14 protein-coding genes are annotated in these 13,418 nt (G+C 72.3%); 3 read left to right on the top strand and 11 right to left on the bottom strand.

Annotated elements, in window-relative coordinates:
- Nucleotides 1-32: 32 nt before the first annotated feature.
- Nucleotides 33-812 carry an ABC transporter permease gene (locus tag OKJ99_RS35765; RefSeq protein WP_326022451.1) on the bottom strand — a complete coding sequence of 260 codons (780 nt, stop codon included), beginning with the start codon at nt 810-812 and terminating at the stop codon, nt 33-35.
- Nucleotides 813-932: 120 nt separating this feature from the next.
- Between OKJ99_RS35765 and OKJ99_RS35770 the strand changes: the two genes are divergently transcribed.
- Together OKJ99_RS35770 and OKJ99_RS35775 are read left to right on the top strand one after the other, a co-directional pair.
- Nucleotides 933-2,018 carry an S-(hydroxymethyl)mycothiol dehydrogenase gene (locus OKJ99_RS35770; RefSeq protein WP_326022452.1) on the top strand — a complete coding sequence of 362 codons (1,086 nt, stop codon included), beginning with the start codon at nt 933-935 and terminating at the stop codon, nt 2,016-2,018.
- Entirely contained in the window at nt 2,018-2,665 is a 648-nt protein-coding gene (locus OKJ99_RS35775) for an MBL fold metallo-hydrolase (RefSeq protein WP_326022453.1), read from the top strand. The genes OKJ99_RS35770 and OKJ99_RS35775 overlap by 1 nt, the downstream gene beginning before the upstream one ends.
- 51 nt (nt 2,666-2,716) lie before the next feature.
- On the opposite strand, the gene OKJ99_RS35780 is transcribed toward OKJ99_RS35775, so the two are convergent.
- From OKJ99_RS35780 to OKJ99_RS35790, 3 genes are all read right to left on the bottom strand, one after another.
- Entirely contained in the window at nt 2,717-3,118 is a 402-nt protein-coding gene (locus OKJ99_RS35780) for an ATP-binding protein (protein WP_326022454.1), read from the bottom strand.
- 130 nt (nt 3,119-3,248) lie between these two features.
- Nucleotides 3,249-3,461 carry a hypothetical protein gene (locus OKJ99_RS35785; protein ID WP_326022455.1) on the bottom strand — a complete coding sequence of 71 codons (213 nt, stop codon included), beginning with the start codon at nt 3,459-3,461 and terminating at the stop codon, nt 3,249-3,251.
- 192 nt (nt 3,462-3,653) lie between these two features.
- Nucleotides 3,654-5,231: an FMN-binding glutamate synthase family protein gene (locus OKJ99_RS35790; RefSeq protein ID WP_326022456.1), complete on the bottom strand. Its 1,578-nt coding sequence runs from the start codon at nt 5,229-5,231 to the stop codon at nt 3,654-3,656.
- Between the two features lie 126 nt (nt 5,232-5,357).
- Between OKJ99_RS35790 and OKJ99_RS35795 the strand changes: the two genes are divergently transcribed.
- A complete protein-coding gene (locus OKJ99_RS35795) occupies nt 5,358-6,053 on the top strand; it encodes a DUF2470 domain-containing protein (protein WP_326022458.1) in 696 nt (231 codons plus the stop codon).
- Here OKJ99_RS35795 and OKJ99_RS35800 read toward each other — a convergent pair.
- The 7 genes from OKJ99_RS35800 to OKJ99_RS35830 all read right to left on the bottom strand — a co-directional run bounded on the left by OKJ99_RS35800 (nt 6,034) and on the right by OKJ99_RS35830 (nt 13,335).
- On the bottom strand, nt 6,034-7,101 hold the full coding sequence (locus OKJ99_RS35800) for an acyltransferase family protein (protein ID WP_326022459.1): 1,068 nt from the start codon (nt 7,099-7,101) through the stop codon (nt 6,034-6,036). The genes OKJ99_RS35795 and OKJ99_RS35800 overlap by 20 nt on opposite strands.
- A 112-nt stretch (nt 7,102-7,213) precedes the next feature.
- The gene (locus OKJ99_RS35805) at nt 7,214-8,005 is read right to left on the bottom strand and encodes an SDR family NAD(P)-dependent oxidoreductase (RefSeq protein ID WP_326022461.1); all 792 of its coding nucleotides are present in this window, start codon (nt 8,003-8,005) and stop codon (nt 7,214-7,216) included.
- 8 nt (nt 8,006-8,013) lie between these two features.
- A complete protein-coding gene (locus OKJ99_RS35810; RefSeq protein WP_326022462.1) occupies nt 8,014-8,682 on the bottom strand; it encodes a TetR family transcriptional regulator in 669 nt (222 codons plus the stop codon).
- An 82-nt stretch (nt 8,683-8,764) separates the two neighbouring features.
- Entirely contained in the window at nt 8,765-9,805 is a 1,041-nt protein-coding gene (locus OKJ99_RS35815) for a beta-ketoacyl-[acyl-carrier-protein] synthase family protein (RefSeq protein ID WP_326022463.1), read from the bottom strand.
- Nucleotides 9,806-9,904: 99 nt separating this feature from the next.
- Nucleotides 9,905-10,726, bottom strand: a complete 822-nt coding sequence (locus tag OKJ99_RS35820; RefSeq protein WP_326022465.1) for an MmyB family transcriptional regulator — start codon at nt 10,724-10,726, stop codon at nt 9,905-9,907.
- 430 nt (nt 10,727-11,156) lie between these two features.
- Nucleotides 11,157-12,350, bottom strand: a complete 1,194-nt coding sequence (locus tag OKJ99_RS35825; protein WP_326022466.1) for a DUF4032 domain-containing protein — start codon at nt 12,348-12,350, stop codon at nt 11,157-11,159.
- 37 nt (nt 12,351-12,387) lie between these two features.
- A complete protein-coding gene (locus tag OKJ99_RS35830; RefSeq protein WP_326022467.1) occupies nt 12,388-13,335 on the bottom strand; it encodes a Gfo/Idh/MocA family protein in 948 nt (315 codons plus the stop codon).
- Between the last annotated feature and the right edge of the window lie 83 nt (nt 13,336-13,418).

Here is a 13,418-nt window from a genome sequence, read left to right on the forward strand (position 1 = left end):
GTCACCTGTCGCTGTCGCGCGAGAAATCCGCGTCATGAACGACTGAGCCTCCCCCACGCCACCAGCTCCACCGTCGCCGCCACCGCGATCGCCTGTACGGCCAGCAGCGCCACCAGGACGAAGAGTTGCACCGCCCCGGCGGTCACCGGTGACGCGCCGCCCAGGAGCATGCCGACGAAGGCGCCCGGGAGCGTGACCAGGCCCACCGTCCGGGTCTGGTCGAGGCCGGGCAGGAGGGCGTCGGAGGCGGTGGGGCGGGCGATTTCGAGGCGGGCCTCGTGGGGGAGCAGGCCGAGGGCCAGGCACGCCTCCACCTCGCCGTTGCGCGCGGTCAGCTCGTCGAGGGCGCGGCGCCCCGCCAGCACGGTCGCGGTGAGCGCGCCGCCGATGAGGATGCCGGTCACCGGGATCACGGCGATGCCCCGGAGCGGGAGCAGGCCGCAGGCGATCAGTGCCGTGACGAGCGGGGTCACCGGCGCCGCGATCGGCAGGGCCGCCCAGATCCAGGTCCGGTTCGGGGTGAGGCGGCGGCCCGCCGTGCGGGTGGCCACCGCCAGCATGAGCAGCAGGAAGGCGAGCAGCGCCGCTCCGTGGTGCACCACCCAGCCGATCAGGAGCGACACCACGGCGAGTTGGACCGTCGCCCGGACACCGGCGATCGCGAGGTCCCGGGCCCGGCGGCGCGACCCGTCCGGGGAGAGGCGGTACACCGCCGTCACCGCTGCCGCGATCACGAGGAGAACGACGAGCACCGCCGCGAGAGTTCCGTTGACGGGCAGCAGGGTGGCCGCTGCCTGGGTTCGAACGCGCACGGGAACACAGTAGAGCGCTCCGACCTGGGCACCGGTGCTGTTATCCGCTTGACCGGTGAGCGAGGATGGGCGGGTAACAAAGCGTGAAGTTGCCGCGATTGAGAAAGAGGGCTGACCGTCATGGCACAGCAGGTGCAGGGCGTGATCGCGCGGGCCAAGGGTGCCCCCGTGGAGATCGCGACGATCACGGTGCCGGACCCGGGTCCGGGCGAGGCCGTCGTGAAGATCCAGGCGTGCGGGGTCTGCCACACCGATCTGCACTACCGGGAGGGCGGGATCAACGACGAGTTCCCGTTCCTGCTCGGTCACGAGGCGGCGGGTGTCGTCGAATCGGTGGGTGACGGGGTGAGCGAGGTTGCCCCCGGTGACTTCGTGATTCTCAACTGGCGTGCGGTGTGCGGGCAGTGTCGTGCCTGTCGGCGCGGGCGTGCCCAGTACTGCTTCAACACCCACAACGCGAAGCAGAAGATGACCCTGGCCGACGGCACCGAGCTGTCGCCCGCGCTCGGGATCGGGGCCTTCGCCGAGAAGACCCTGGTGGCCGCCGGGCAGTGCACCAAGGTGGACCCGGCGGCCTCGCCGGCCGCCGCGGGCCTGCTGGGCTGCGGTGTGATGGCCGGGCTCGGTGCCGCGATCAACACGGGCAACGTCGGCCGCGGTGACTCCGTCGCCGTGATCGGCTGCGGTGGCGTGGGCAATGCCTCCGTCGTCGGGGCCCGCCTCGCCGGTGCCGCGAAGATCATCGCCGTGGACATCGACGACAAGAAGCTCGCCACCGCGCGCGAGCTGGGCGCCACCCACACCGTCAACTCCCGCTCCACCGACCCGATCGAGGCCGTGCGCCAGCTCACCGGCGGCTTCGGCGCCGACGTCGTCATCGAGGCCGTCGGCCGCCCGGAGACGTACGAGCAGGCCTTCTACGCCCGCGACCTGGCGGGCACGGTCGTCCTCGTCGGCGTGCCGACGCCGGAGATGAAGCTCGAACTGCCGCTGCTCGACGTGTTCGGGCGTGGCGGCGCGCTCAAGTCGTCCTGGTACGGCGACTGCCTGCCCTCGCGCGACTTCCCGATGCTCATCGACCTGTATCTGCAGGGGCGCCTCGACCTGGACGCGTTCGTGACCGAGACGATCGCCCTGGACGACGTGGAGAAGGCGTTCGAGCGGATGCACCACGGCGACGTGCTGCGTTCGGTGGTGGTGTTCTGATGACCGACACGACTGCTTCCGGCGCCCGTATCGAGCACCTCGTCACCTCGGGAACGTTCTCCCTCGACGGGGGCACGTGGGACGTCGACAACAATGTGTGGATCGTCGGGGACGACCGTGAGGCGATCGTCATCGACGCCGCCCACGACGCCGACGCCATCGCCGAGGCCGTCGGCGAGCGGCGGCTCGTCGCGATCGTGTGCACCCACGCGCACGACGACCACATCGACGCCGCGCCCGCGCTCGCCGCGCGCACTGGGGCGCCGATCCTGCTGCACCCGGCCGACACCGAGCTGTGGAAGCGCACGCACCCGGACCGCGCGCCGGACGGGGAGCTGGCCGACGGGCAGAGGATCGGTGTCGCGGGCGTCGAGCTGACCGTGCTGCACACGCCGGGGCACTGCCACGGCGCGGTCAGCCTGTACGCTCCCGCGCTCGCCACGGTGTTCACCGGGGACACCCTCTTCCAGGGCGGTCCCGGCGCTACCGGGCGGACCTTCAGCGACTTCCCGACCATCGTGGAGTCGATCAAGGACCGTCTCCTCGCGCTCCCGGCCGAGACCGCCGTACGCACCGGACACGGTGACAGCACGACGATCGGCGCGGAGGCGCCGCATCTCGACGAGTGGATCGCGCGCGGGCACTGATCCGAGGTCCTGGCCGGGGTGGCATGGCCGCCGCTCCGGTCGGGCCGGGATTCAGCAGGGTGCCAGCACCGCCAGCACCGTCTTTCCGCCCCTGGGGTCGGGCCGCACGCTCCAGCGGCGGGCGAGCGCCTGGACCAGTGCGATGCCCCGGCCCGACTCGGCCGTCCGCGAGTCCGGCATCAGGCGGGGGCCGCCGGGCGCGTCGTCGTGCACGGCCACGGTCAGCTCGCCGGAGTGCAGGCACAGGCTCATCCGGCAGCTGCCGCTCTGCGCCTCGATGGCGTTGGCGACGAGCTCCGACACCACCAGCTCGGCGTCCGTCACCCCTTCGCCCGCACGTCCCGCGAGAAACCCTCGGGTCAGCCGCCGGGCCCAGCGGGCGGCGCCCGACCCCTGCGGCATCAGGAATTCCACGCGCGCGGCACGCCGGTCGGCGCCCCTCGACGCACGCATGACGACCACTTCCTCTCGTGGTGGATTGTGCTCGGTTCGCATCTCGGTGACGGTCCCCATTCCCACCGCACCGTGGCGTCACCCCTGCTCCTGTGCACCGAGTGCCCCGCACCGTCCGTTTCAGGCCGTGTCAGCCGCTCTCTGTGGGATGCGGGTGCGCCAGCGTGTCGAGGAACCGGTCGATGGCGGGCGAGGAGGCCCCGTCGGCGCAGTGGGAGCGCTCCACCTGCGGTATCGGCAACTTGCCCAGACGCGGTGCACGGGCTTCCAGGGCCCGCGTCAAATGGAGCCGCTCCAGGGCCCGTTCGGCGGCTGAGGAGCGTACGTACTCGACCAGGGTCACGCCTAAGTGGTCCGCATGACTGCGTACCGCGGCGTACTCATCCGGTGTGAAGAGCTCCCGTAGGAGCGCAGTACTACCGTCCATGTCGGCATGATGCCGCGCCGTGCCGCGCCGCGCGGGCGGTTGGCATATTCACCCCCCGTTCGCGTGGAGTTGGCGGTGTTCGATGGCGCACGCGGGGGAGGGCGGCACTCAGAAGCGGTCGGGGTCCGCGGCCGCCCAGTCCGCCGCCCAGGTCGCGGGCGGCCGCCCGGTCAACTGGCCCGGCTCCAGCCAGTCGTGCAGGTGCGCGTAGGAGACCGGCAGGTCCGCCGTGGTGCGCCGCATGAGCTGGGCCGGGCGCAGCTCGCGCGGGTCCCGCACGCCCATCGCCGCCATGATCTGCGCCGCGCCGCGCACGGTCGCCTCCTGATAGTGGCGTACGCGCTCCGCCTTGTCGTCGACGTCCAGGGCGCGCACCCGGCGTGGATCCTGCGTCGCGACCCCGACCGGGCAGGTGTTGGTGTGGCAGCGCTGGGCCTGGATGCAGCCGACCGCGAACATCATGGCGCGCGCCGCGTTCGTGAAGTCGGCGCCCTGCACGAGGCGTTTGACGATGTCGGCGCCGGTGGCGACCTTGCCGCTCGCCCCGATCCGGACGGCGTCGCGCAGCCCCGTGCCGACGAGCGCGTTGTGGACCGTGATCAGCCCCTCGGTGAGCGGGGTGCCGAGGTGGTCGGCGAACTCCAGCGGCGCCGCGCCCGTGCCGCCCTCCGAACCGTCCACGATCACGAAGTCCGGTGTCACGCCCTCCGCGACCATCGCCTTGCACACGGCGAGGAACTGCGTACGCGAGCCCAGGCACAGCTTGAACCCGACCGGCTTGCCGCCCGCGAGCTGCCTCAACTCGGCGAGGAACAGCACTAGTTGGCGTGGGGTGTCGAACTCGCGGTGGTAGGGCGGCGACACCACGGTCCGCCCCTCGGGAACGTCCCGTACGCGCGCGATCTCCGCGTTGACCTTGCCGCCCGGCAGCACGCCGCCGATGCCCGGCTTCGCGCCCTGCGACAGTTTCAGGGAGACGCACTTGATGTGCTCGTGCGCCGCCTTGGCGGCGAACTCGTCGCGGTCGAAGCGGCCCTCGCGCGTGCGGCAGCCGAAGTAGCCGGTGCCGATCTCCCACACCAGGTCGCCGCCGTGCGCCAGGTGGTGGTCGGACAGGCCGCCCTCTCCGGTGTCGTGGGCGAAGTTGCCGAGGGCCGCGCCCTTGTTGAGCGCGCGGATCGCGTTGCCGGACAGGGCGCCGAAGCTCATCGCCGATACGTTGAGCAGCGCCATGTCGTAGGGCCGGGTGCAGTCGGGGCCGCCGACGCGGACGGTGGCCGGCCGTTCGGGCGGGTCGACCGGGCGCAGCGACGGCACCAGGAACTCGTGGCCCGAGGCGTACACGTCGCGCTCGGTGCCGAACGGCTCCTCGGCCTCCTGCTGCTTCGCCCGCTCGTAGACGATGCTGCGCACGTCCCGGTCGTAGGGCCGGCCGTCGTAGTTGCGCTCGACGAAGTACTGCTGCATCTCGGGGCGCAGGGACTCCATCACGAAGCGCAGATGCCCGAGGACCGGATAGTTGCGCAGCACGGAGTGGCGCGACTGGGTCAGGTCCCAGGCGCCCAGCGTCGCAAGGGCGAGGAGCGGGGCGGCGGCGAACCACCACCACGCGGAGAGCAGCAGTGACAGGGCCAGGGCGGCGGCCGCTGCGGCGACGGCGACGAGGAACACGACGTATCTGCGCACCCGTCGAGTCAAGCGCACAAGGCCGCTCACGTCGGCGGGCGACACAGGAAGACGGAGGGGTGTGGGGTGGACCGCCATCGATCTTCTCGGGTAAGTTAGGCAAGGCTTACCTAATGGAGGTTCGGGATGGGTGTCCGACAGATCGCTGCCGCCGTGCCCAGCACGGCGGCCCACGCACGCTCCGTGCTCGCCGCCGCATGGACCTGCGGCGTCACCACCGATGTGGGGCAGGACGACCTCGTCGGCGCGCACCGCGTCGACGACGACGGCGCGGTGCGCATCGCGCCGCCGCCCGACAGTGTGCTGGCCGCCGCCGTGCTCTGCTCACCGCACGGACGGCCCACCACGCTCCTGGAGTTCGCCGACGCGGCGCCCGTCCCCGTACGCGACCGGGTGCGCGCGCGGGTGTGGCTGTCGGGCGAGCTGGTCCCGGACGGTGAGGAGTTGGTGCTGCGGCCCGAACGGGCGGTCCTGCAGAACCGGTCCGGGCGCACCGGCATCGACCTCGACGAGCTCGCCGCCACCGCGCCCGACCCGCTCGCGCTCGCCGAGCCCCGCCTGCTCACCCATCTCGCCGACGCCCACCCCGAGGCCGTCGAACAGCTCACCCGGCTCATCGCCCCCGACAGCCTGCACGGCGTCGTCCGGGTGCAGCCGCTCGCCGTCGACCGGAACGGCCTGACGCTGCGTCTGGAGCGGATGCGCGGCCAGGCCGACGTGCGGCTCACCTTCCACCGGCCCGCCGACGACCTGGGTTCGCTCACCGAGCGGATGCACCAGCTGCTCGCCTCGGCGCAGACCGTCAGCCGCCGCCGGAGGTGACCTTCTCGCGCGGCGCCGTCTGTTCGGGCAGGGACCGTTGCCCGGTCGGCCGCCGGAACGCCCAGTCCATCCGGGGCTCGACGACGTAACGGAACACCCGCCGCACCGGTTCCGTGCACAGCACGGTGATGAGGGCGACCGCCGCCGCCGTCACGGCCAGCTCACCGAGCGGGCCGTGCAGCCACGGGTGGTCGTACCAGCCCCAGAACCGGGAGGACTTGATGACGAAACCGTGCAGCAGATACGCGTAGATCGTCCCGGTGCCCAGGGCCGTGAACCACAGCCTGCGGCCCGGCACCCACGCCAGGAAGCACGCGCTCAGCACGAGCGCGAGCACGAACAGGGCGGGCGTCGCGAACAGGCCCGCCCACCCGGGCACACCCCGCCCCTGGACGCTGCCCCGGTGGTAGAACCAGCCCGCGTCGAACCACGGCGCCACCCAGTACGCGGCGACCAGAGCCACGCCCACGACCCCCAGCGCCACCCACCGCACGCGCCATGTCCGCAGCCTCGCGAAGTGCTCGGGCCGCAGCACCAGCCCCGCCACGAAGAACGGCAGGAACTGCAGCACCCGTTGGAGCGCCAGGTCACCGCCCGCGCCCGGCCACATCGACACGGCCGTGCCCACGGCCAGCGACACGAGCACGGGATGGCGCAGCTGGAGCCACAGCGGCGTCGACAGGCGCCAGATGAACAGGGCCACCAGGAACCACATCAGATACCAGGGGTCCAGCAGGCTGATCGGATATCCCGGATCGTCCTGCGCCCACCGGTAGAAGAGCGTGTACGCCACCTCGAAGACGAGGTAGGGCACGACGACCCCGGTCACCAGGCGCCGCAGGCGGTGCGGCGCCATGTCGAAGCTGCGCGAGAAATAGCCCGACACCAGTGCGAAGGCGGGCATGTGGAAGGCGTAGACGGTGAGATAGGTCGCCGTCACCGCGCGGGAGCCGTAGGTCAGCGGCTCCCACGCGTGCCCGCAGGCCACGAGGACGATCGTCAGGAACTTGACGTTGTCGAAGTACGACTCGCGTGCCTGCCCTGCCATTGCGTTCGCTGCACCCTCCGCCTCGGGACGGTCCGGGTCTCCTGCCCGTACCCCTCGCCGACCGTTCCATGAGGTGGACGTGTGACACAAGTGGCGTATGCGGCGTGGCGGGTCAGACCGCCGTGTATGCGCCGTCCACGAGGTGGTAGCTGCCCGCGATGAACGAGGCGCGGTCCGAGAGCAGGAACACGATCAGCTCGGCGACCTCCTCGGACGTGCCCAGGCGGCCCGCCGGGTGCAGCCCGACGAGACCGTCGTGGGCGGCCTTGTCCATCTCCTTCAGGAGCGGGGTCTCGATGAAGCCCGGGCCGACCGCGTTGACGCGGATGCCCTGCGCGGCGTACTCGGCCGCGGCCGTCTTCGTCAGGCCGACCACGCCGTGCTTCGCGGCGACGTACGCGGGGGAGCCGGCGAAGCCGACCGAACCGAGGATCGAGGCGACGTTCACGATGGCGCCGCCGTTGCCCGCGGCCTGCATGGCGGGGAGTTCGAAGCGCATCGAGTAGAAGACGCCGTCCAGGTTCGTGCGCACCACGCGGTTGTACACGTCGATGGCGTACTCGCCCGTGGGGGCGCTCGCGCCGCCGATGCCGGCGTTGTTCACGGCCAGGTCGAGCCCGCCGAACGTGTCGACGGCGAACGCCACGGCCGCCTCGACGGAGGCCGGGTCGGTCACGTCGACGGCGACCGCGGCGGCCTTGAGGCCCTCCGCCTTCAGCGTCTCGGCGGCCTCCTGCGCGCCCTTCTCGTTGTAGTCCGCGATGACGACGTTCGCGCCGCCGCGGCCGAGGCGGCGGGCGGTGGCCAGGCCGATGCCGGAGGCGGAGCCGGTGACGAGGGCGGTCTTCCCGGCGAACTCGGCGGCGTAGTCGATCACGTTGCCGGTGGTGGGGGTGGTGCTCATGGTGCGATCTACTTTCTGGTAGCGACGTCGGGGGCCGCCGCGCGGGCGGCCTCCTCGATGAGGGCGTCGTAGGCCCGCGCCACCAGTTCGGCGAGGTCTTCGGCGTCCGTGCCCGCGCCGCGCGCCCAGGTGCGCAGCGCGGCGGTCAGCACTCCGGCGGCGGCCCCGACGACGACCTCGGGACGCGGGTCCCGGGCCGGGTCGGTGCCGAGCCGGTCGGCGATGATGCGTACGGACTCGTCCTGGGCGTCGACCCGGATGCGTTCGTACGCGGCGAACAGTGCGGGCTCCGCGTCCACGACGGCGTACAGCTCGCGCAGCCGCGGACGGTGGTGCCAGCCGGGTGTCTCCCGGGCGGCGAGATGGTCCGCGACCGCGCGCCGGTAGGCGAGCAGCGGTGGCTCGGCGGCGGGGCGGGCGCGCAGCGCGGCGTTGATTCCCGCGCCGTCGGCCCGCGTGAAGTCCAGGGCCGCGTCCTCCTTGCCGGCGAAGTGCCGGCTGAAGGTGCGGCGCGTGACGTCCGCGCGCTCGGCGATGGCCTCCACGGTCACATCGCCGAGCCCGCGCTCCAGCACCAGCTCGACGGCGGCCTCGGCGAGCGCCTCACGCGTGCGCCGGGCCTTGGCCTGCCGGCGGTCGCCGGCGGGCCGGGAGCTGGTGGCCTCGTTCGCCTTCATGTCTTCGACGATACACCTTGATGTCCCAATGGGACATGTGTCCCGAAGGGACATTTCTGTGGGGGAGGGGCGGCCGGGTCCGTCAGGCGTGCCAGTGCCCGTGCAGCGCGGCGGTCGTGAAGCCGGGGCCGTACGCGACCATCGTTCCGCGGGTGCCCGCGGGCGGCGGCTCCTGGTGGGTGCGCTCCAGGACGCGGAGCACGCTCACGCCGCCCAGATTCCCCTCGTCGGTGAGCGTGGCCGTGGAGTGGCGGGCGTCGTGCGCGGTCAGGCCCAGGGCCGCGGCCGTGTCCGCGATGATCCGGCCGCTGCCCGGGTGGATCACGGCGAAGTCGGTGGGGCGGGCGCCGAGCCAGCCGGTGACACTCGGCAGCGTCACGGTGAAGGCGGCGCGGCCCTGTTTCGTGGCGTCGAAGTGCAGGCCGTCGGCGGTGATGCGGCCGCCCAACTGCCCGGCGGTGTCCGGCAGGACGTGCTCGAAGCTGTCCTCGCACGCGAAGCCGGGGCCGAGCGGCTCGTCACTGACCACGGCCGCGCCGGCGGAGTCGCCGAACAGCGCCTTGTAGATCATCGCGTCGATGCCGGTGTCGCTGTGGTGGTAGACGGCGGAGATCACTTCCGCGGCGACCACGAGCACCCTGCTGCCGGGCCGCGCCGCCACCATGTCCGCCGCCCGGATCAGCGACTTGGCGCCGCCCGTGCAGGCCAGCGTCGTGTGGGCGAGGGAACGGGCCGTGGGGCGCAGGCCGAGCCGGGTCATGAGGTGGACGTCCAGGTTGGGCGCCGCCCACCCGGTGGAGTGCGTGGTGACCAGGCCGTCCAGGTCCTGCGCGCGCAGGCCGGCCGCCGCGACGGCCGAGGTGGCCGCCCGCTCGGCGAGGTCGAGGGCGTCCGCGAACGCGGTGCGGGCGCGCTCGGCGATGCCCGCCGCCCCCGCGACCGTGGGGGAGTCGAGCGGCCGGGCGAAGTAGCGGGTGTGTACGCCGCATCCCTGAACGGCGCGCACCGCGGCGGCGATCCGCGGATGGCCCGGATGACGGGTGCGTATGTCGTCCGCGATCTCGTCGGTGGTCACCTTGTGGGCGCCGAGAACGCTGTGCGGCATCGAGACGTAGGCGGGCATGGATGTCTCCCACGGGGCTCAAGGGGCTGTGGGGGGCCCGCTCAACCTACGTCGCTGCGACGCGTCTGCCACGGGGAAATGTGGTGCGAGGGGTGGAAATCAGCCTGCGCGCAGGGCGGGCCTCCTGGGGTGTGCGCGCTGCACGCCCGGGTGGAAGACCAGGATCATCAGGCGCGCACCCGGCGTGGTGAGCGGCTGCGCCGCGCACATCGTCGCCCAGCCGGGACCCAGGCGGGCGTGCAGCAGCGGGCGTTCGTCGCCGTCGGGGTGCATGGCGGACCCGCCGGACAGGTAGATCGGGGCGGCCTCCGGGTCGGCCAGCACCTCCTTCTCGATCTGGGCGAGCGTGTCGTCGTCGGGGCGCGCGGCGAGGGCGGCGCGCAGCTGGGGGAGCAGCAGCGGCGCCCACGCGTTCTGCCAGTCCACCAGCATGTGCCGGGCGTGCGGGTCGAGGAGCATCCAGCGCATGGTGTTCGCCGGGGCCCGGTGGCCGGGGAACAGCTCCGCGAACGCCCGGTTGCACGCCAGCAGGTCCCAGGACGAGTCCGAGAGATACGCGATGTGGTCGATGCCGTCGACCGCCTCCTGCCACACGCCGGGGATCTCCTTGCCCGACGTCGGATACAGCGGCCCCGGCGGGTCCTGCAGCAGCGCGTAGCGGCACAGCAGCACCCACTCCTGCTCATTGAGCCCGAAGAGGCGCGCCACGTCGCGCAGCAGTTCCGCCGGCGCGTTGGGGTACGTCCCCGACTCCAGGCGGTGGTACGTGCCGAGCGTGCGGTGCAGGAGCTGGTCGACCTGGTGCTGGGAGAGTCCGGGGGCGCGGCGCCCTTGTCCCGTCGGCCTGCTGAAGCCATGGGATTCGGGAGCTATGAGGGCGCGCCGTTCACGGAGCAGGGCGCGAAGCGCCGTCTTGTTCATGGTGGGTAATCCCTCGTTGTTCACACCGAGTTGAGCGTGAGCAGTCTAAATAGTCCCAAGGCCTTTGGTAATAAACATTGCCCGAAGAAAACGATCAGACGGTGCGTCATGATGAGGTGAGTTGGGCTACCCACCTGCTGGTTCTCTCGCTCGTGCGCATGCGGGCGCGGCGTTGCGGCACCTGTGCCGGGCCACTCGAAAATGGCTGAAATTTCCCGCTGCGGGTAACCCACAAGCCTCTGCGACCGTTCACGCAAGTGCGAGTGGGGCCGGGCCACCAATTACGTTCCATGTGGCCGGAAAATGCGTTGCGAGACGCAAACGCCCACGCTCGTCCGGGCGGCCGGTGGAGGTCACTGGCTGCGGTCGGTGCCGTCACTCGCCATCACGTAGCGGCCACGGCACCGGCCGCGCCCGGTCCACGGCCCCGTCACCGGCCGGTCTTGTGCACATCGCGTACGTAGTCGTCGGCCGCCGCGTCGAGGCCGATGTCGTGCTGGGCGCGCTCGGACAAGTACCAGCGGTGCTCCAGGACTTGGTGGTACAGCTCGGCCGAGTCCATCGGCGTCGAGACGCGGTCGCGGACGGCGCGGACCGTGGGGCGGAACACGTCACGGACCCAGCGGTGGGCGAGGACCTCGGGGCGGGCGTCGGCCGCGTCCTCCTGTGTCGCCATCCAGCTCTCCAGGTCGCCGAGCAGTCGCCGCGCCTGGTTCTCCTCGGCGTCCATGCCGGTCAGGCGAAGCAGTTGACGCTGATGGTGGCCCGCGTCGACGACCTTCGGGACGAACGTGACGGTGTCGCCGTGCGGCGAGCGGGAGATCTGCATCTCGGCCACGTCGAAGCCCAGATCGTTGAGGCGGCGGATGCGGCGCTCCATGTAGTGGTGCTTGCCGGCCGGATACACCGAGGTGCGGGTCAGCTCAGTCCACAGGTCCGTGTACCGCTGCACGATCTCCGTGCCGAACTCGATCGGGTCGATCGACGGGTGCAGCGCGCCCGACGCCTCCAGGTCGAGCATCTCGCCCGCGATGTTCACCCGCGCCAGATCGATGTCGTACTCGCGCTGCCCGTCGCTCAGTCGAGGGTGCAGCTCGCCGGTCTCGGCGTCCACCAGGTAGGCGGCGTACGCGCCCGCGTCCCGGCGGAAGAGGGTGTTGGACAGCGAGCAGTCGCCCCAGGCGAACCCGCTGAGATGCAGCCGCACCAGGAGCACGGCGAGCGCGTCCATCAGCCGGTGCACCGTCGTCGGCCGCAGCGTCGTCTCGAACATCGAGCGGTACGGCAGCGAACCGCCCAGGTGCCGCGTGATGAGCACCGGCTCCAGCGGGCTCCCGTCGGGCTGCTCGCGGCCGGTGACCACCGCGAGCGGGTCCACCGCGGGGATCCCCAACCGGTCGAGCGTGCGCAGCAGTTCGTACTCGCGCAGCGCAGGGCGCTGGGCCAGCTCCTTCACGGCGACGACCTCGTCCCCGGCGCGCGCATAGCGCACCACGTGCCGCGAGATGCCGCGCGGCAGCGGCACCAGGTACTCATCCGGCCACTCCTCCAGCGGGATGTGCCAGGGCAGGGCGAGCAGGAGCACCGGGTGCTCGGGGTTGGTGGCGCTGATCTCGAGCGGCATGGCCACCAGGGTAAAGGGGCCCGGACGCTGCCTCGGCCTAGTGTTCGGGGACCGGCTCGGCGCGGCCCGACGCCAAGGAGCGTTCGGCCGCCGCGAGGGTCTGCGTCAGCCGCAGGCCGAACCGCGCGTCGCACGGGTGCGCCGCGCCGCCGCGTGCCGCCTCCAGCAGTGCGTCGACGGCCGCGGCCAGCGCCTCCTGGGCCGTGCCGGTGCCCGTCGGCATCGCCGACACGCCCTGCGTGCCGCGCAGTTCGACGGCGGTGCCGCCTGCCGCCGGGGGAGTGGTCAGGCTGAGCGCCGCCGTGCTGGAGGCGCCGCTCGCGTGCCGGAGCACGAGATGCACCGTGTCGCCGGGGCCGCCGTGCGCGGCCACCGTCCGCACGTCGCCCAGGATCGGCAGCAGCACCGACAGGGCGTGCGGACCCACGTCCCACAGGGCGCCCTTTTCGGCCCGCCACGGCGTCGTGGCCCGCACATGCGCGTCGTCGCCGGGCGTGTACAGGGCGCCGTACCAGTCCGCGCGGCCCGTGAACCAGCCGTCCGTCCCGGCCTGTTCGGCGATCCAGGCCGCCGTGAGCGGCGCGTGCCGCAGCGTGCAGAAGACGGTCGACGCGACGCCCGCGGCATCGGCCGCCTCCACGACGGCACGGGCCGCGTCGGGACGCGTGGCAAGGGGCTTGTCGAGGAGCAGATGACAGCCCGCCGCCGCGGCCCGCGCGGCGAGCGGGGCCTGGACGTCCGGCGGCACCGCGAACGCCACGACGTCGCTCGCCGCGAACAGGGCGTCCACATCGTCGTACGCCGTCGTGCCGTGCCCTGCCGCGAGTTCGGCCGCCGCCTGCGGCCTGCGCCCCCAGATCCCGACGAGGTCGACGGCCTTGTGGGACCCGAGCACGGGGGCGTACGTCCGCCCGGCCCAGGAGCCGGTGCCGACGAGCCCGAAACGCGCGGGGCCGGAATCGATGGGCAGGGTGGAAGAGGTCATGAGCGGCAGTATCCGCCAGTTGAGTGCCCCCTGCACAGAGGGCCCGGCCGAGCGGTGCAGACAGGGCGTGGGGTTCGGTGAAT

It is taken from the genome of Streptomyces endophyticus (assembly GCF_035798155.1).
Lineage (GTDB): Bacteria > Actinomycetota > Actinomycetes > Streptomycetales > Streptomycetaceae > Streptomyces > Streptomyces endophyticus.

Coding starts and splice junctions, on each gene's coding strand:
- OKJ99_RS35775 (WP_326022453.1), top strand. CDS start 2,018: ATGACCGACACGACTGCTTCCGGCGCCCGTATCGAGCACCTCGTCACC.
- OKJ99_RS35800 (WP_326022459.1), bottom strand. CDS start 7,101: ATGGCAGGGCAGGCACGCGAGTCGTACTTCGACAACGTCAAGTTCCTG.
- OKJ99_RS35805 (WP_326022461.1), bottom strand. CDS start 8,005: ATGAGCACCACCCCCACCACCGGCAACGTGATCGACTACGCCGCCGAG.
- OKJ99_RS35815 (WP_326022463.1), bottom strand. CDS start 9,805: ATGCCCGCCTACGTCTCGATGCCGCACAGCGTTCTCGGCGCCCACAAG.
- OKJ99_RS35810 (WP_326022462.1), bottom strand. CDS start 8,682: ATGAAGGCGAACGAGGCCACCAGCTCCCGGCCCGCCGGCGACCGCCGG.
- OKJ99_RS35780 (WP_326022454.1), bottom strand. CDS start 3,118: ATGCGTGCGTCGAGGGGCGCCGACCGGCGTGCCGCGCGCGTGGAATTC.
- OKJ99_RS35825 (WP_326022466.1), bottom strand. CDS start 12,350: ATGCCGCTCGAGATCAGCGCCACCAACCCCGAGCACCCGGTGCTCCTG.
- OKJ99_RS35830 (WP_326022467.1), bottom strand. CDS start 13,335: ATGACCTCTTCCACCCTGCCCATCGATTCCGGCCCCGCGCGTTTCGGG.
- OKJ99_RS35820 (WP_326022465.1), bottom strand. CDS start 10,726: ATGAACAAGACGGCGCTTCGCGCCCTGCTCCGTGAACGGCGCGCCCTC.
- OKJ99_RS35770 (WP_326022452.1), top strand. CDS start 933: ATGGCACAGCAGGTGCAGGGCGTGATCGCGCGGGCCAAGGGTGCCCCC.
- OKJ99_RS35795 (WP_326022458.1), top strand. CDS start 5,358: ATGGGTGTCCGACAGATCGCTGCCGCCGTGCCCAGCACGGCGGCCCAC.